The sequence below is a fragment of the Kitasatospora sp. NPDC051170 genome (genome assembly GCF_044455705.1).
Classification (GTDB): Bacteria; Actinomycetota; Actinomycetes; order Streptomycetales; family Streptomycetaceae; genus Kitasatospora.
The window spans coordinates 467216-483805 of the sequence record NZ_JBITFA010000003.1 but is presented as its reverse complement, the minus strand read 5'-3'; the positions used below and the strand labels follow the sequence as shown (position 1 = coordinate 483805).

Here is a 16590-nt window from a genome sequence, read left to right as displayed (position 1 = left end):
GGCCGTGGCGAAACCCTCGCCACGGCCGTCGGTTCACGCACTACGCTTCGGCCATGCTGTCTGTCGTGGTGGCCCCCTGGGCGCGGGATGCGGTGCCGGTGTTCGCGTGGCGGGCCGATGAGCTGCACGACGCCGCGAGCACGATGAAGGTCGCCGTGCTGGCGGCGCTCGTGCGGGGCGGGGCGGACCTGGACGTCGAGATCCCGGTGGTGAACCGGTTCGAGTCCGTGGTGGGTGGGGAGTTCGGCAACGATCCGGCGTGGGACAGCGATCCGCTGCCCTGGGAGCTGGTCGGCACCCGGGCTCCGCTGGGGCTGCTCGCGGAGCGGATGATCACCCACTCCTCCAACCTGGCCACCAACCTCTGCCTGGCGCAGACCGACCAGCAGGCCGTCGCCGAGGTCTGGCGGCGGGCCGGGGCCACCCGCAGTGCGACGCCACGCGGGATCGAGGACTACGCGGCGCGGGAGGCCGGTGTCCACAACCGGGTCAGCGCGGGCGACTTGGTGCGGCTGCTGCACTCCCTCGCGGAGGAGCCGGAGCTGCTCGCCCTGCTGGAGCGCAACGACTTCCGGGTGGACCTCGCCGCAGGGCTGCCGCCCGGCACCCGGATCGCGTTCAAAAATGGCTGGGTGCCGGGCGCCCGGCTCTGCGTGGGCGTGGTGCACCCGGCGGACTGCCCGCCGTACGTGCTCGCGGTCTGCTACACCGGCCCGCTCGCGGACGGCAGCGACCGCACCGACCCGGCGGCGCGCCTGCTCGCCCGGGTCTCGGCGGCGGTGTGGGAGCGCCGCCACGACATCAACCAGCCTGAGGGGGAGGGCATATGAGCCGCATCGGGGTCTACCTGGCGCATCCGCGCAAGGGCAGCTTCAACCACGCGCTCTACGAGGCCGTGGTCGACGAACTGCGCGACCGGGGCTGCGACGTACGGGCGCACGACCTGTACGCGGAGGGCTTCGACCCGCTGCTCACCGCCGAGGAGACCGAGACGGTCGACGCGCACGGCGTCAGCGCTGATGCCCAACTCGCCCTGCACCGCGCCGAGGTGGGCGATCTGGACGCCCTGGTGCTGATCCACCCCAACTGGTGGGGCATGCCGCCCGCGATCCTCACCGGCTGGGCGCAGCGGGTGATGGTGCCCGGCGTGGCGTACAAGCTGGGCACGGCCGCCGGTGAGCCCGCCGGGCTGCTGAAGGCCGGGCGGGCCCTGGTGCTCAACACCTCGGACACCCCGGAGGCCCGGGAGCAGGGCGAGTTCGGCGATCCGCTCCAGCGGATCTGGGCGGCCTGCATCCTGCCGTACGCGGGGGTGACGGACGTGCGGCGCACCGTGTTCCGTACGGTCACCGACTCGACCGACGCCGAGCGGGAGCAGTGGCTGCGCGAGGCACGGGAGTCGGCGGCCGCGCTCCTTCAGGAGAGCCGGAAGACGAGCAGCGCCAGGCCCGTGCCGTAGGCGCTCAGGTGGTCGAGCCGCCAGCCCTCCCGCTCGACCGCCTCGATGGTGTCCGCGACCTGGTGGGCGGAGGCGATCACGGAGTGCACGCGGTGGCGTTCGAGCCGGCGCAGGTGGGCGTCCTCGCGCAGGCGCAGCACGTACGGGTCCTCGGGCATGCCCCCACCCTGCCCCGGGACGGGGCAGGGTGGCAAGGCAACTGCCGTGCTCAGTACGGCTGGACGAGCACGTGCGCGGCGCCCGGGACACCGATCTTCAGGAGGGCGTCCTCCTCCTCGGTGGTCGGGGTGCCGGTCTCCTGCTTGAGGACGGCGCGCGAGAGCGCCTGCACCCACATGGCGCGCGGGCGGCGGCGCTCCTCCCAGCCGGCCAGTGCGGCGGGCACGTCGTCCGAGGCGTCGAGGGACTCGGCCAGGACGAGGGCGTCCTCGACGGCCATGGCCGCGCCCTGGGCGAGGTGCGGGGTGGAGGCGTGGGCGGCGTCGCCGGCGAGGACGATGCGGCCGACGTGCCAGGGCTCCTCGACGGTGACCTGGGAGATCCGCGAGTAGACGACCGCGGCCGGGTCCGTCACCTGGGCGAGCGCCTCGGCGATGGGGCCGCCGAAGCCGGCGAGCCGCTCGCGCAGCTGCTCGTGGGCGCGGGCCGGGTCGGGGCGGAAGTCCTCGGCCTCGGCGAACACCGAGCCCAGGTACATGAGTTCGTCGCTGATCGGGGTGAGCAGCGCCTTGGCGGCGAGGTTGCCGGTGGACATCAGCACGCCCTGCAGCTCGGGCGAACGCGGCAGGGTGACGCGCCAGTTGGCGAAGCCGGTGTACTCGGGCCCGTACGCCTCGCCGTACAGCCGCCTGCGCAGCGGGGAGCCGATCCCGTCGAAGCCGACGACGAGGTCGTAGCGGCCGCTGTGCCCGTCGGCGAGGGTGACCTCCACCCCGTCGGCGTCCTCGGCCAGCGTGTCGACGGTGGTGCCGAAGCGCAGCGTCGCGCCCGCCTTGGCGGCGGCTTCGGCGAGGACGCGGGCCAGGGCCGGGCGGGGGATGCCGTTGCAGGCGGGGGCGTCGGCCATGCGGGGCTGCGGGATCCGGGCGAGGATGGCGCCGGCCGGGTCGCAGATGGTCAGCACCTCCCAGGCGAAGCCCTCGGCCAGACAGGCGTCCAGCACGCCGAGTTCACGCATCACGTGCAGGGCGTTGGAGGGCTGGATGATGCCGACGCCGAGCGCCTCGGGCTGCTCGCGCAGCTCGGCGACGTCGACCCGGTGGCCGCGGAGGGAGAGGGCGAGCGCGGCGGTGAGGCCGCCGATGCCGCCGCCGTGGACGAGGACGCGCAGGGGTGGGGTCATGGCGTGTGCTTCTCCAGAGTCGCGGTGAGGAAAAGGGGAGTTCAGAGCGCCGGGGCGGCGGCGGCCAGCGCCAGTAGATGGTCGACGAGGGCGAGCAGCACATCCCGCCCGAAGGCGCGTTCGCGCACGTCGCCGATGAGCATCGGCACCTGCGGGTCGAGGTCGAGGGCGGCCCGGATCTCCTGCGGGGTACGGGTGTTGACCCCGTGGAAGCAGTTGATGGCGACGACGAAGGGGATGCGGCGGCTCTCGAAGAAGTCGATGGACGCGAAGCTGGTCTCCAGGCGCCGGGTGTCGGCGATGACGACGCCGCCGAGGGCGCCGTTGACCAGGTCGTTCCACATGAACCAGAACCGTTCCTGCCCGGGGGTGCCGAACAGGTAGACGACCAGCTCCGGGCCGATGGTGATCCGGCCGAAGTCGAGGGCGACGGTGGTGGTCTCCTTCTGGTCGATGCCCTCGAGGTCGTCCACGCCGATGCCGGCCCGGGTCAGGTACTCCTCGGTGCGCAGCGGGGGGACCTCGCTGACGGCTCCGACGAGCGTGGTCTTGCCCACGCCGAAGCCGCCCGCGACCAGGATCTTGACCGCGGCGGGGGCCGCGGGCTGGGGTGTTGCCATGGTTCTAGAGTCTCCGGAGTCCGTCGCGTACGGCCGAGAGGAGGCCCGTGTCCATGCCGGCGGCGGGGGCCACCGAGATGGGGGCCCGGGCCTTGAGGAGCCCCTGGGCGATGAGGTCGCCCAGCAGGATCTTGGTGACCGAGACCGGCAGGTCGAGCCCGGCCGCGACCTCGGCGACGGCCGCGGGGCGGCGGCAGCGTTCCAGGATCAGCCGGTGCTCGTGCTGGAGGGCGCGGGTGCCGGAGCGGCCGGCGCGGGCGAGGGCGGCGTCGGCGGCCGGCTCGTCGGTGGTGAGCACGGTGATGAGGGTGAGGTCGTCGCGGTCGGGGGCGGTGCGGCCGCGGGTGATGGTGTACGGGCGGACCATGATGCCCGCCTCGTCCTGCCCGTCCTCCTCCTCGGCCAACTCGCTCCAGTGCGGCGCCCGTTCGCGCTGCTGCCGCGCGAGGGCGCCCGCCTCGAAGCCGCCCGCCCCGGAGCCGCCCGCCTCGAAGCCGCCCGCCCCGGAGCCGCCCGGCGCGGCCCTGTCAGGCTCGGCCCGGTCAGGCTCGGCCCCGTACGGGCCGCCCACCCGGTTCAGGCCCGGTTCCGCGTGGCGAAGGCGTCGAAGGAGGCGGCGGCGGGCTCGGAGGGGGAGCCGGCCCGCGCCGGGGTGCCGAGCTTCTGCCCGACCTGCTGGACCAGGGTGTGCATGGCCACCGACATCACCTCGGCGTCCACCTCCTGCGAGGCGATGACGGCCAGGTGGGTGCCCTGGGCGGCGGCGACGACGAACAGCCAGCACTCGGCGAGCTCGACGATCACCTGGTGCACGGGCCCGCCGTCGAAGAGCTGGCCGACGCCCCGGGCGAGGGACTGTTGCCCGGTGGCGACGGCGGCGAGGCGCTCGGCGTCGGCACGCTCGATGCCCGCGGAGTGGCTGACCACCAGGCCGTCGTCGGAGAGCAGGACGGCGTTGCGGGTGCCGGGCACGGTGTCGACGAGTCCGTCCAGCAGCCAGTCCAGGTCCTGATGGGTGGCGGTGGTGCGGTTCATGGCTGCTCATCCGTTCGTGTGGTTCGGGCGGCGTCCGCGGTGGGTGCGGTGGTGTCCACGGACGACGCTGCTGCTGCGGCGGGGGAGACGGGGGAGATGAAGGAGACGGGGGAAGGGGTGACGGCGGGGGAGCCGGCCCGGCCGCGCGCGGCCCGGGACTGCCGCTGGAAGGCGCCGATGGCGGCGCCGGAGCGCCGCACCGGGTGCGGGGCCGGGCAGGCCGGACCGTCGGCCGCTTCCGGCGCCGGGTCGACCCACTGCTGCGAGGACGGCGGCGGCACGCGCAGCTCGGCGGCCAGGCTGGCCTGGCGCACCCGCTGGGGCAGCGGCTTCTGCCCGCCCATGACGGGCACCGGCGGGGGCGGCTCGGCGGGCGCGTACTCGCGCCTGCGCCGTTCGGCGAGCCGGTAGTGGTCGGCGGGGCGGTACTGCTCGTCGGCGTACGGCGCCTCGGCGTCGGTGACCCGGGCGTAGGCGATGTCCGGGTAGATGGGCGAGCTGTGCTGGATGGGCTGCTCGACGACCTCCGCGCCCTGCTCGCCCCCCTTGCCGTCCTCGCACACGCCGGGGCCGCCGGGGCCGCCGAGACCGCCGGAGCCGCCGAACCCACCGGAGTCGGGCCCGGCGGGGGCCTTCGCGGGGGCGGGCTTGGCGAGGCCGTCCGCGATCAGCCGGCGGTACACCTCCACCGGAGCCACGGCGGGCGCGACGGCCTCCTCCGGGGAGTCCGCCTCCGGGCTGCTCGGGCCGGTGGCCGCGGAGAGCACCGTGCGCCGCGACTGCCGCACCAGGGGGATCGGCTCCTCGACGGCGTCCGCGGACACCGGCAGCCCGGTGTCCCCGTCGATGACCAGTTCCTCGGGCACGAGGACGACCGCCCGGGTGCCGCCGAACGCGGAGGGCCGGAACTCGATCCGCAGCCCGTGGTGCGCGGCGAGCCGGGCGATGACGTGGAAGCCGAGGCGGATGTCGTCGGCCCGGGTGAGCACGTCGGTGCGCGGCGGGCTCGCCATGAGCCGGTTGGCGGCGTCGTACTGGTCCGGGTCCATGCCCAGGCCCCGGTCCTCGATCTCGATCGCCAGCCCGCGCCCGACCATGGCGGCGCGGACCTCCACGGGGGTGGGCGGCTTGGAGAAGGTGGTGGCGTTCTCCATCAGTTCGGCGATCACGTGGGCGACGGGCCCGACGGCCCGTTCGGAGAGCCAGGGGTGGCCCTCGACCTCGATCATGATCCGGCGGTAGTCCGGCACCTCACCCTGCGCGGCGCGCAGCACGTCCAGCAGCGGGACGGGCTTGCGCCAGCGCCGCTGCGGCTGGCCGCCGGCCATGATGACGAGGTTCTCCTCGTAGCGGCGCAGCCGGGCGGTGAGGTGGTCGAGGTCGAAGAGGCCCTCCAGGACCTCCGGGTCCTCGTGCTTGCGCTCCAGTTCGTCGAGCTTGCGCAGCTGGCGGCCGATCAGCAGCTGGGTGCGGCGGGCGATGCGCTGGAGGAGCCGCTCGAAGCCGCGGTGCTGCTCGGCCTGGCGGACGGCGGCGGCGAGGGCGGAGGAGCGGGCGAGGTTGAGGGCCTGGCCGAGCCGGGCGAGCTCGTCGCGCCGGCCCTCGTCGGCGACGGCGGGCGTGACGGTCTCGGCGTCGAGGCGCTCGCCGCGCCCGAGCCGGTCGACGGCCTCGGGCAGGGTGCGGCTCATCTCCTCGGCCTGGCCGTGCAGGTCGGCGACGCGACGGCGCAGGGAGCGGCTGATCCGCCAGCTGGCGACGACGACGGCGACGACGGTGACGAGGCCGACGACGGTGGTGAGGACGACCCTGACGAGCAGGCCGGTGATGGTGCCCTTGCCGACCTCGACGATGCCCTCGGTGCGGGTCTCGATGGCGCCGACCAGCTGGGGGTTGAGCTGGTCGACGGCCTGGCGCCACTGGTCCTGGACGGCGGGAAGCCGCACCGCGCCGCCCGGTTCGGCGGCGACGGGCCGGGTGAGCTGCTGCTCGACGGCGGCCTTGGCCTGCCAGGCCGGGCTGTTCATCAGCGCGCGCCAGGTGCCGGCCTCGGCCTCGGGCAGGTAGGGGAGGATCTGGACGGCGAAGAGGTGGTCCCCGGCGCCGATGGCGAGCTGGACCTGCTGGAAGTCGGCGGCGCTGAGCCGCCCGGAGGGCCAGCCGCGGGCGAGGACGGCGTCCTCGCGGGCGAGCATCTCCTTGGCCCAGAAGGCGTTGACCAGGGTCTTGGAGACCCAGGTGACCTCGCCGTTGTCGACGTGGCTGAGCGCGGTGAACAGCCGCAGGTCCACGGCGATGAGGTCGGTGTAGTAGCCGTAGACGGTCTGCTGGTCGACGGAGCCGCGGTCGACGGCGGCCCGCTGTTCGGGCAGCCGGTTCATCGCCTGCCGGGCCTCGGCGACGGCGCCGCGCACCTCGGCGGGGGCGTTGTCGGCGGTCTCCCCGGACAGGGTCCGGAAGCGGTTCACCGCCTCGTCGGTGGCCAGGCGCTGACGGTGCAGCGGGCCGGTGTCGCCACCGGGGCGGGCGAGCGCCTCGGCGGTGAGCCGGCGCTCCTCCTGGAGGTTGTAGTAGACGATGTTGGACGGCTGGCCGGCCTTCTGCGCGAGCAGGCCCTGGTCGGCCTGGCGCTTGAAGTCGGCGACGGTCTCGCCGCTGGTGACGGCCCACAGGAGGGCGAGGGCCAGGCTGGGGACGACGGCCAGGACGAGCAGCGCCGCCCGCAGGGTCAGGCGCGGACGACGCCTGCGGGGGGCCTTCGGCGTCGGGGGCCGCCGATTCGCACGCGCACGCAGAGCTGACTCCTAGGGACTGTCGGCCCGCCCTTGCGGGGGCTGACCGGCCGGGGGCGGTTGGGACGAGCTGACGAGGCGATATTAGTCATACCGTGTGATTCGGGTGAACGGGTGTTCGCCGCCCGAGTCGTACTCGATCACCGTTCGGACACAACGTCACCCGCTCGTTGACCATCCGTATTCGAAGCAGGCTTGCTCCGTACGGCTTGACACAGTTTCATGGCAGGTCACGGCCAACGGATGGCCGGGGTGTGAAAACTGTGTGACACGATTCCGCCGTCCGTCCGGGCCGCTGGCCGGAACTCGCCAGCCGGCCGACGCCGTCTCAGTCCGTGAGCAGCCGCGCCCGGGTGGCCTCCAGCTCCGCCGCCAGCACCCGCCCCGCCCGCTCCGCGTCGCCCTCGCGCACCGCCCGGACGAGCTCCGCGTGCGCGGCGTACCCGTGGTTGCGGTCCATCGCCCGTAGCTCGAACACGCCCACCAGCGCCACCAGGTGCTCCCGCAGCACCGGGGCGAACTGCGCGAACAGGTCGTCCAGTACGGGGTTGTGGGCGGCCGCGACGATCGCCGTGTGCAGGGCGATGTCGGCGTCCACGAACGCCGCGTCGTCCCCCTCGCCCGCCGCCTGCCGGGCCGCCAGCGCCGCCTCCACCGCCACCAGGTCCGCCTCCGTACGGCGCAGCGCCGCCAGCCGGGACGCCTGCACCTCGACCATCGTGCGCACCTCGTAGACGTGCACCAGCTCCGCCCGGCGCAGCCTCGCCGGCCAGTCCTCGACGGGCCGGTCCGCCGTCACGAACACCCCCGAGCCCTGCCGGCTCTGCACCATCCCCGCCGCGGCCAGGGTGCGCAGCGCCTCCCGGACGGTCGAGCGGCCCACGCCCAGCTCCTTGGCCAGCGCCACCTCGCCCGGCAGCCGCCCGCCCACCGGCCAGACCGCGGTGCGGATCTGCTGCTCGATCCGCTCGGCGGCCTGCTGGGCGAGGGGGGAGGGGCGCAGCGGGGGGAGCGGGGTCGTCATGTTCCTTCACCTGTCAGGTTGTCTGAGGAGTCGTCTGCTGGCTACTCTACCGGCATGCAGGCATGGAACCACGCCCTCCGGGGCGTCATGGGCGGACTCCTTCTCGGTGGCCGCAGCGGGGTCTGACCGGACCGGCACCCCGCTGCGGGGCGCCGTCCTGCCGGTCGCCGGTACCCCTATGCGAAGGAACCCGCGATGCGACCCGCCGTACCCTCCCCTGCCACGCCCTTCCCCGCCACACCGTTCCCCGCCACACCGTTCCCCGCCACACCGTTCCCGGTCACGGCCTTCCCGACCCTGCGCACCCCCGCCGGGCCCGTCCCCGCCGCCGCCCCCGCCTGGAACCCCCAGCGCGGCGGCGCCATGCCCTCCCACCGCTACCGGCCCGCCCACGAGCGGGTGCGGGTGCCCGCCCTGCTGCGCCGCTGGCCCGGCCGCCGCATCGAACGGGCGCCGCTGTGGGTGCCCGTCGACCTGCGCGACGGCAACCAGGCGCTCGCCGAGCCGATGGACCCGCAGCGCAAGCAGCGCATGTTCGACCTCTTCCTGGCCATGGGCTTCAAGGAGATCGAGGTCGGCTACCCCTCCGCCAGCCGCACCGACTTCGACTTCGTCCGCCGCCTGGCCACCACCCCCGGCGCGGTGCCCGAGGACGTCACCGTCGTGGTCTTCACCGCCGCCCGCGCCGACCTCATCGACCGCACCTTCGAGTCCGTCCGGGGCCTGCCCCGCGTCGTCGTCCACCTCTACACCGCCACCGCCCCCACCTGGCGCGAGGTCGTCCTCGGCAAGGACCGCGACGGCGTCCGGGCCCTGATCACCGAGGCCGCCCAGCGGATGGACCGGCTCGCGGGCGACCGGGAGGGCCTGCGCTTCCAGTTCTCCCCCGAGGTGTTCAACCTCACCGAGCCCGACTACGTCCTGGAGGTCTGCAACGGCCTCACCCGGCTCTGGGACGCCTCGCCCGAACGGCCCGTCATCCACAACCTGCCCGCCACCGTCGAGATCGCCACGCCCAACGTCTACGCCGACCAGATCGAGTACGTGGACCGCCACCTCGAACGCCGCGAGTCCGTCATCCTCTCCGTCCACCCCCACAACGACCGGGGCACCGGCGTCGCCTGCGCCGAACTCGCCGTCCTGGCGGGCGCCCAGCGCGTCGAGGGCTGCCTGTTCGGCAACGGCGAGCGCACCGGCAACGTCGACCTCGTCACCCTCGCCCTGAACCTCCACACCCAGGGCGTCGACCCGATGCTCGACCTCTCCGACATCGACGAGATCCGCCGCACCGTCGAACACTGCAACCGCCTGCCCGTCCACGAACGCCACCCCTACGCCGGGGACCTCGTCCACACCGCCTTCTCCGGCACCCACCAGGACGCCATCCGCAAGGGCTTCGCCCACCACGCCAGGACCGCCGCCGAAGCCGGACTGCCCGAGCGCGAAGCCCCCTGGGCCGTGCCCTACCTGCCGATCGACCCGGCCGACCTCGGCCGCTCCTACGAGGCCGTCATCCGCGTCAACAGCCAGTCCGGCAAGGGCGGCATCGCCCACCTGCTCCAGACCGGCGAGGGCCTCGACCTGCCGCGCCGCCTCCAGATCGACTTCGCCCGCGTCGTGCAGGAGGCCACCGACGACAGCGGGCGCGAGATGACGGCGGCCGAACTGTACGCGCTGTTCCGCGCCGCCTACCTGGACGCCGTCCCCGCCGACTGGACGTGGAGCGTCGAGGGCGACCGCGCCGAGGTCAACGGACGCACCGGCAGCGGCACCGGGCCGCTCGACGCCGTCGCCGACGCGTTGGGCGCGCAGATCCTCTCCTTCACCGAACACGCCCTCGGCGCGGGGCCGGAGGCCGTCGCCTACGTGGAGGCGCGGGTCGGCGGCGCGGCCGCCTGGGGCGCCGGGCGGGACACCTCCGTGCTGACGGCGGGGGTGCGGGCCGTGCTGGGCGCCGTGGCCCGGGCCTCCTCAACCGGGAAGGCATGATGGGGAGATGACCGACTCCACTCTCCCCGCCCGCAGCCAGGCCGTCGCCCGGGCGCTCGCGGCGGCCGGCGTCACCGGCGAGATCGTCGTCCTGCCCGACTCCGCCCGCACCGCCGCCGAGGCCGCCGCCGCCCTCGGCTGCGAGGTCGGCGCGATCGCCAACAGCCTGGTCTTCCGGTGCGACGGCGCACCCCTGCTGGTGATGACCAGCGGCGCCCACCGCGTCGACACCGACCACCTGGCCACCGCGCTCGGCACCGGCCCGATCACCCGGGCCGGCGCCGACGAAGTCCGCGCCGCCACCGGCCAGGCCATCGGCGGCGTCGCCCCCACCGGGCACCCGGCACCGCTGCGCACCGTCGTCGACACCGCGCTGGAACGGTACGAGGTCCTCTGGGCCGCCGCCGGACACCCGCACACCGTGGTGCCGCTGACGTACGGCGAACTGCTGCGCGTCACCGGCGGCACACCGACGGCCGTCACGGCGGGCTGATCCCGCGGGGCCGTCCGTACGGGACGCATCCTCGTTCCGTACGGGCGGCCTAGACTGCCCGGCATGGCATGCCGCATCAGCGAATTGGTCGTCGACGCCGCCGACGCCGAGGGCCTGGCCGTCTTCTGGGCCGCCGTCCTCGGCTACGTCGAGGTCGGCCGCGAGGAGGACGGGAGCATCGAACTCGGCCCGCCCGGCGTCGGGTTCGGCGGGCCGCTGCCCACCGTCGTCATCAGCCCCAGCGCCGACCCGCGCCGGGCCGGCAAGCTCCGGCTGCACCTGGACGTCAGCCCCACCGACCGGGACCAGGAGGCGGAACTGGCGCGGCTGCTCGCCCTCGGCGCCGTGCCCGTGGACGTCGGGCAGAGCGGCGAGGAGTCGTGGCACGTCCTCGCCGACCCGGAGGGGAACGAGTTCTGCCTGTTGAGGGCACGGGTGCGGCCGGTGTGAAAACCGCTCGTCCGTGGGGTTTGGCGTGCGAAAGGATGACGGGATGGACCCCGTCTACACCCTGGCCTGGCGACACGGAGCCGGCCAGGTGATGCCCGAAGACCTGCCGATGGCCGCCGCCGACCTGCTTGCCGCCGGTGAGGACTCGCCCGCCCTGTGCGACCTCGCCGGGCGGGCCCGCAACGAGGCTCCGGCCGAACTGATCGACCTGCTGAGTACGGCACTGGCCGAACTGGGCCTCCCCGAGCCGGGGTGCGGGCTCTCCTGGCGCTGCCACGTGTGGGAGACGGCCGAGCGCGTGGCGACCGGGGCGCTGGTGCCGGAGGAACTGGTCGGGAACTTCCGGTGCGACGCGGAGGCGGACGCCACCGAGACCGAGTGGGGGTTCGCGGCGCACTACCTGGAGGTGGACTGCACCTCCTGCCTCTCCTACATGTCGGCGGAAGACGTGACGGCCTGGGCGGCGAGCACGCGGGCGGCGGCCGGCGCGGTGGTCTCGGCGGGGGACGATCCCCGGGTGGCGCCTCCCCGCGCGCTGTGACTACGGATGTAGTGCCACTACTTCCGTAGTGCCACCCCGCGCCCGTCCTCGACGCCGACACCGAAGGCCCCCGGCCCTGGGTCGCCACCGGCTGCGCCGCCGGTCCCTCGCTCACCACCGCCGTCCAGGAGTCCGGCACCCTGCCCCTGGTCCTGCACCGGGCGGCCTGAGCCGGGCAGCCTGAGCCGGGGCGGCGGCCGGGGTCAGCGCGAGACCTCGGCCGCCGCCCGGAACTTCCGGAGGTCGTCGGCGACCTTGGAGATGTTCATCCCGGACAGCGCCTCGCTCTCACCGATGCGGATCTCCGTGTTGACGCCCAGCAGCACGCACTGCACGTCGCTGTACACCCGGTTCCCCAGGGCGTCGGGCTGACTGCGGGTCGAGATCGACGTCGCGCACTGGAGGTTGCCACCGGCCGGGCCGGGATCGAGGGTCTGGACCGGCCCCCGGACGGTCTTCACGTCACTCAGCGGGTTCACGCGGAAGGCGTCCGCCAACTGCTGCCCGCGCTCCGCCTCGGTGAACGGGTGATCCTGGGAGGCCGTCAGCGCGGACATGTACAACTCGCCGAACTGGCCGCCGACATAGGCGGTGAACCTCACCTCGGAACCCGGGGAGTCGTCCTGCGCGATCTTCTGCAGGTCGGCGACCCCGGGGTAGTCGTCCTTGCGCGTCAGCCCCTGGAACGCGGACGGGAGCCGTAAGCGCATCAGCGGCTTACCCGCCCCGGCGTTCCCGCCCGCGCCACCGGCGGCGGGTGCGGCACCCCCTCCCGAACTCCCCGCCACCGGCGCCGCGTTAGCGGTCCTGGAGCCGCCGTCCCCGTCGGAGCCGGAGAGCGCGAACGCGCCGGTGCCGACCACCAGTGCCCCGCCCGCCACACCGAGCGTGACCCACAGCCACGTCCGCGAGGGCCTGGGCGGTGGGGGCGGCGGCGCGTAGTACCCGGGGGCCGGTGTGAATCCCGGCGCGTATCCCGGCGCGGTCGGAGGTGCGGGCGGTGCGGGAGGCACGGGCGTGGTGTGTCTGCGGGGGTCCGAGGGCGGCATGCCGGGCTGCTCGTACATCGGCGCACTCCTGGAGGCGGGGTGAGGCAGCGGTGGACGGTTCGCGCTGCCGTTGTGAAGAATGCCGGTGCCGCGAGCCGCCTGACCAGGCCCTGCCCCACCTGTTGCCGTTCTGTAGCAGGACCTGTCAGGGGCACGTTCGATCACCCGTCGGAGAGGTGCACCAGCCTCCCGAACGTCTCCGCGTCGCCCAGGTGGCCGAGGATCCACGCGGCCACCGTGGCGCGGGCGGCGGTGCCGGCGCGGGGGAGCGGGCGGTCGTACGCGACCTGCGGGTGGGCGGACGCGGGCCCGTCCTTGAGCATGGGCACGCGCACGACCGTCCACGGGGTGCCGGACTCGGCGAGCAGGGCCTCCATCCGGGCGAGGTCGTGGTGGATCTCCCGGTACAGCCGGTCGACGACGAGGGTGGTCACCAGCCGCTGGGCGAAGGGCAGTCGGGAGGTGTCCAGTCCGGCCGAGCTCATCGCGACCAGGTGCCGGACGTCGCCCGAGGCGCAGGCGGCGGTCAACTCCCGTGCGCCGTCGGAGAAGACGGTGGTCGCTCCGCGCCCGGCCGTGCCGAGTGCGGCGACGACGGCGTCCTGTCCGGCCAACGCCTCGTGCAGGGAACCGGGTTGGGCGACGTCGGCGCGGGCGGTGAGCGGGGTGCCGTGGGTGAAGGCCGGGACCTTGGAGGGATCCCGGGCGACGGCGGTGACGGTGTGTCCGGCGGCGAGGGCGAGGTCGACGACCAGGCGGCCGGTGCGTCCGGTGGCGCCGACGACGGCGATCTTCATCGTGTCCTCCTGCGGTGGGTCTGCGATGGGCTGCATGGCTTGTGATTCATTCAGACGCACTGTATGAATGAATCAGTTGCACCACAGAGAACCAGTAGCGGACAGCCAGCGCAAGCCCGAAGGAGCGAACGCACATGGGAGTTCAGCACACCGACCTGGCCGGCAAGGTCGTCGTCGTCACCGGGGGAAGCCGGGGTATCGGCGCGGAGACCGCACGCGCCTTCGCCCGCCAGGGAGCCGTCGTCGCCGTCCTCGGCCGCGACGAGGAGGCGCTCGCAGCCGTCGCCGCCGAGCTGCACGGACTCGGGGGCACCAAGGCCCTCGGCCTGGTCGCCGACTGCACCGACGCGGCGGCCCTCGCCGCCGCCGTCGAGCGGATCGAGGACGAACTCGGCCCGGTCGACGTCCTCGCCGCCTTCGCCGGGGGCAACGGCTACCCCGTGCCCACCGTCCGGGAGACGGAGGAGCACTGGCGCTCGGTGGTGGACGGCAACCTCCACGCCACCTTCCTCACCGTCCACGCGTTCCTGCCGGGCCTGCTGGAACGCGGCGCCGGCTCGATCGTCACCATGGCCTCGACGGCCGGACGGCTGCCCGGCGGCTCCTCCGCCGCCTACGCGGCCGCCAAGGCGGGGGTGCTGATGTTCACCCGCCACCTGGCCCTGGAGGTCGCCGGCCGGGGCGTGCGGGTCAACGCGATCGCGCCCGGCGCCGTCCGCACGGAGATCACCGCCGAGCGGATGCCGCCCGAGGTGCAGGCGGCCGTGGCCGCCGCGCACCCGCTCGGGCGGCTCGGCGAGCCCGAGGACATCGCCGAGGCCACGCTCTTCCTGGCCTCCGAGGCGTCCTCCTGGATCACCGGCCAGACCCTGGACGTCAGCGGCGGCCGGGTCATCATGTGATCGCGCACCACCGGCACCACCGGCCGTGACGCGCCCCGAGGGCGCGATCGGGGATACTTCCGACGCAGGACGCACGACGCACACGTGGTGGCAGGGCGGAGGAGGACGGGATGAGCCCCCGGTCGTACCGGATGGGACAGCGGCAGGCCGAGGTCGACGAGACCAGGGCCCGGATCGTCGCGGCCGCGAGGGCCCAGCTCACCGAGAGCGGGGCCCTCTCCCTCGACGCCGTCGCCCGCCGCGCCGACGTCGCCCGCGCGACCGTCTACTACCAGTACAAGTCCAAGACGGGACTCCTGGAGGCCCTCTGCGACGCCCTCGCCGCCGAGGGCGGCATGGCCCGCCTCGCCGAGGCGTTCGGGCACCCCGACCCCTGGACGGCGGTGGACCGCTTCGTCGAGGTCATGGCCGGCTTCTGGTCGGTCGACCCGGCCTGCACCCGACGACTGCGCGCCCTCGGCGCCCTCGACGAGGAGGTGGGCCGGGTCATCGCCGAGCGCGACGCCCGCCGCCGCCAGGGCGCCGCCGTCCTCGCCGGCCGGCTGCCGGGCGCCCCGTCCGACGCCGCCGCACTGCTGCACATCCTGACCTCCTTCGAAACCTTCGACGCCCTCGCGTCCGAATCCCCGTCGGCGGCTCCCGAGAGCCCGTCCCTCGGGTCCATCGAGGCCATCGGGTCCATCGAGGCCGCCGTCCCGGCCGTCACCCGGCTCGCCCGCGCCGCCCTCGGCGCACCCGTCGAACCCGGCGCACCCGGCGCACCCGGAGAGCGCGGCCAACCCGCGAGCTGACGCGCCCCGCCCTTCCCCTCCGGAGGGCGGGACCACGGCAGCGCCCGTCAACCCCCGTGGTAGTACCGCTCGATGGGCACCCGCGCCTCCTCGAACAGCGCGGGCCCGTCCTGCGCCACCACCGGCCAGGCGCCCGACTCCGGGTTCAGGGCGACGAGTTGCTCCGTCGCCAGCGCGTACACCACCCGCCCGATGCCCGAACGCACCAGCGCCCCTTCGCACATGCCGCAGGGCTGGCAGCTGGTGTACATCGTCACGGAGGCGGCCGCCCCCGGGGCGAGGACGCGGGCGGCCCAGCGGGCGAGCTTGAGCTCGGGGTGGGCGGTGATGTCGTCGTCGCGCCGCACGGTGTTGTGGGCCTCGGCGAGGATGGTGCCGTCCGCCGCGGCGAGCAGCGAGCCGTACGGGGCGTCGCCCTCGTCGACGGCGGCGGCCGCGACGGCGACGGCGCGGCGCAGGAGGATCTCGTCGGCGGTGGTGATCACGATGCTGCCTTCCAGTGGGCGGCCACCTCGGCGAGGTCCCGCCAGGGCCGCTCGGGCCGGAGGGTCTCGTCGGGGTCGCCGTGGTACGGGTCGAGGACGACGGTGGCGGCGCCGAGTTCGCGCAGCCGGTGCAGGTCGGCGAGGACCTGATCGAGACTGCCGACGCCGGCCGGCCGCTCCGGGTCGTCCACCGGGGCGTCGGTGAGCCGGAACGCGAGGCGCGGCGCGAATCCCGGCAGCTCGTGCTCGGCCAGGATCCCGCGCATCTGCTCCAGGGACAGCCGCAGCGGGTGCCAGGCGTCGCCGAACCGCACGACCCGCCGCAGGGCCGCCGGGCTGTGCCCGCCCACCCAGAGCGGCACGTGCGGCAGGCCCGTCTCCTCGGACCACGCGTCCTGGACGGCGGTGAGGTGCTCGTCGGTGATCCGCCCGCGCCGGGCGTACGGCACGCCGAGCGCGTCGAACTCCTGCCGCGCCCAGCCGACGCCCACGCCGAGGACGAGCCGGCCCCCGCTGAGGCGCTGCAGGTTGCCCGCCATCCGGGCGATCAGCAGCGGGTGCCGGTAGGGGACGATCAGGACGGTCGTGCCGAGCCGGATCGTGCCGGTGACACCGGCCAGCCAGGACAGCGCGGTGAACGGCTCGTAGAACGGCTCCGGGTAGCGCACCGCCACGTCCGGGGTGATCGCGACGTGGTCGGAGAGCATGAGCAGGTCGTAGCCGAGGCCCTCCACCACCCGCGCCCAGTCGCGCAGCAGTCCGGGGTCGGTGCCGGGCCCGAAGTTCGGGACGTTGACGCCAAGGTGCATGCCGAGGAGGCT

Annotated in this window: 19 protein-coding genes; 8 read left to right on the top strand and 11 right to left on the bottom strand. The window is 74.5% G+C overall.

Translation table 11 applies throughout. From position 1 onward, the window contains the following. Positions 1–53: 53 nt before the first annotated feature. Positions 54–830 carry a serine hydrolase gene (locus ACIBCA_RS09210; RefSeq protein ID WP_396282209.1) on the top strand — a complete coding sequence of 259 codons (777 nt, stop codon included), beginning with the start codon at positions 54–56 and terminating at the stop codon, positions 828–830. Further along, on the top strand, positions 827–1459 hold the full coding sequence (locus ACIBCA_RS09205) for an NAD(P)H-dependent oxidoreductase (RefSeq protein WP_396282208.1): 633 nt from the start codon (positions 827–829) through the stop codon (positions 1457–1459). The genes ACIBCA_RS09210 and ACIBCA_RS09205 overlap by 4 nt, the downstream gene beginning before the upstream one ends. On the opposite strand, the gene ACIBCA_RS09200 is transcribed toward ACIBCA_RS09205, so the two are convergent. From ACIBCA_RS09200 to ACIBCA_RS09170, 7 genes are all read right to left on the bottom strand, one after another. Next, positions 1417–1617, bottom strand: coding sequence for a hypothetical protein (locus ACIBCA_RS09200; RefSeq protein WP_396282207.1), 201 nt, complete (start codon positions 1615–1617; stop codon positions 1417–1419). The two genes, ACIBCA_RS09205 and ACIBCA_RS09200, sit on opposite strands and share 43 nt — an antisense overlap. Positions 1618–1667: 50 nt before the next feature. Continuing rightward, positions 1668–2801, bottom strand: coding sequence for an FAD-dependent monooxygenase (locus tag ACIBCA_RS09195; RefSeq protein ID WP_396282206.1), 1134 nt, complete (start codon positions 2799–2801; stop codon positions 1668–1670). A 41-nt stretch (positions 2802–2842) separates the two neighbouring features. Beyond that, positions 2843–3421 (bottom strand): GTP-binding protein, encoded by a 579-nt coding sequence (locus tag ACIBCA_RS09190; protein ID WP_396282205.1) that lies wholly within the window; start codon positions 3419–3421, stop codon positions 2843–2845. 4 nt (positions 3422–3425) lie between these two features. Continuing rightward, positions 3426–3992 carry a DUF742 domain-containing protein gene (locus tag ACIBCA_RS09185; RefSeq protein WP_396282204.1) on the bottom strand — a complete coding sequence of 189 codons (567 nt, stop codon included), beginning with the start codon at positions 3990–3992 and terminating at the stop codon, positions 3426–3428. A 5-nt stretch (positions 3993–3997) separates the two neighbouring features. After that, complete coding sequence (locus tag ACIBCA_RS09180; protein ID WP_396282203.1) at positions 3998–4456, bottom strand: roadblock/LC7 domain-containing protein; 459 nt, start codon at positions 4454–4456, stop codon at positions 3998–4000. Beyond that, the gene (locus ACIBCA_RS09175) at positions 4453–7035 is read right to left on the bottom strand and encodes a nitrate- and nitrite sensing domain-containing protein (protein WP_396282404.1); all 2583 of its coding nucleotides are present in this window, start codon (positions 7033–7035) and stop codon (positions 4453–4455) included. Before ACIBCA_RS09175 ends, ACIBCA_RS09180 begins: the two co-directional genes overlap by 4 nt. A 541-nt stretch (positions 7036–7576) precedes the next feature. After that, the gene (locus tag ACIBCA_RS09170) at positions 7577–8272 is read right to left on the bottom strand and encodes a FadR/GntR family transcriptional regulator (protein ID WP_396282202.1); all 696 of its coding nucleotides are present in this window, start codon (positions 8270–8272) and stop codon (positions 7577–7579) included. A gap of 195 nt (positions 8273–8467) precedes the next feature. Between ACIBCA_RS09170 and ACIBCA_RS09165 the strand changes: the two genes are divergently transcribed. The 4 genes from ACIBCA_RS09165 to ACIBCA_RS09150 all read left to right on the top strand — a co-directional run bounded on the left by ACIBCA_RS09165 (position 8468) and on the right by ACIBCA_RS09150 (position 11745). After that, positions 8468–10261 carry a 2-isopropylmalate synthase gene (locus ACIBCA_RS09165; protein ID WP_396282201.1) on the top strand — a complete coding sequence of 598 codons (1794 nt, stop codon included), beginning with the start codon at positions 8468–8470 and terminating at the stop codon, positions 10259–10261. Between the two features lie 7 nt (positions 10262–10268). Further along, entirely contained in the window at positions 10269–10754 is a 486-nt protein-coding gene (locus ACIBCA_RS09160) for a YbaK/EbsC family protein (RefSeq protein ID WP_396282200.1), read from the top strand. A 63-nt stretch (positions 10755–10817) separates the two neighbouring features. Continuing rightward, a complete protein-coding gene (locus tag ACIBCA_RS09155; RefSeq protein ID WP_396282199.1) occupies positions 10818–11204 on the top strand; it encodes a VOC family protein in 387 nt (128 codons plus the stop codon). Positions 11205–11247: 43 nt separating this feature from the next. After that, complete coding sequence (locus ACIBCA_RS09150) at positions 11248–11745, top strand: hypothetical protein (protein WP_396282198.1); 498 nt, start codon at positions 11248–11250, stop codon at positions 11743–11745. 203 nt (positions 11746–11948) lie between these two features. On the opposite strand, the gene ACIBCA_RS09145 is transcribed toward ACIBCA_RS09150, so the two are convergent. After that, positions 11949–12812 carry a hypothetical protein gene (locus ACIBCA_RS09145; protein ID WP_396282197.1) on the bottom strand — a complete coding sequence of 288 codons (864 nt, stop codon included), beginning with the start codon at positions 12810–12812 and terminating at the stop codon, positions 11949–11951. Positions 12813–12955: 143 nt separating this feature from the next. Beyond that, a complete protein-coding gene (locus ACIBCA_RS09140) occupies positions 12956–13627 on the bottom strand; it encodes an NAD(P)-dependent oxidoreductase (RefSeq protein ID WP_396282196.1) in 672 nt (223 codons plus the stop codon). Between the two features lie 98 nt (positions 13628–13725). On the opposite strand from ACIBCA_RS09140, the gene ACIBCA_RS09135 reads away from it, so the two are divergent. Next, positions 13726–14493, top strand: a complete 768-nt coding sequence (locus tag ACIBCA_RS09135; RefSeq protein WP_396282195.1) for an SDR family NAD(P)-dependent oxidoreductase — start codon at positions 13726–13728, stop codon at positions 14491–14493. 110 nt (positions 14494–14603) lie between these two features. Then, positions 14604–15284, top strand: coding sequence for a TetR/AcrR family transcriptional regulator (locus ACIBCA_RS09130; protein ID WP_396282194.1), 681 nt, complete (start codon positions 14604–14606; stop codon positions 15282–15284). 47 nt (positions 15285–15331) lie between these two features. Here the strand turns inward: ACIBCA_RS09130 and ACIBCA_RS09125 are convergent, their stop codons facing one another. Both ACIBCA_RS09125 and ACIBCA_RS09120 read right to left on the bottom strand, forming a co-directional pair. Further along, complete coding sequence (locus ACIBCA_RS09125) at positions 15332–15769, bottom strand: nucleoside deaminase (protein ID WP_396282193.1); 438 nt, start codon at positions 15767–15769, stop codon at positions 15332–15334. Beyond that, a complete protein-coding gene (locus ACIBCA_RS09120; RefSeq protein WP_396282192.1) occupies positions 15766–16578 on the bottom strand; it encodes an LLM class flavin-dependent oxidoreductase in 813 nt (270 codons plus the stop codon). Before ACIBCA_RS09120 ends, ACIBCA_RS09125 begins: the two co-directional genes overlap by 4 nt. Positions 16579–16590 lie beyond the last annotated feature (12 nt).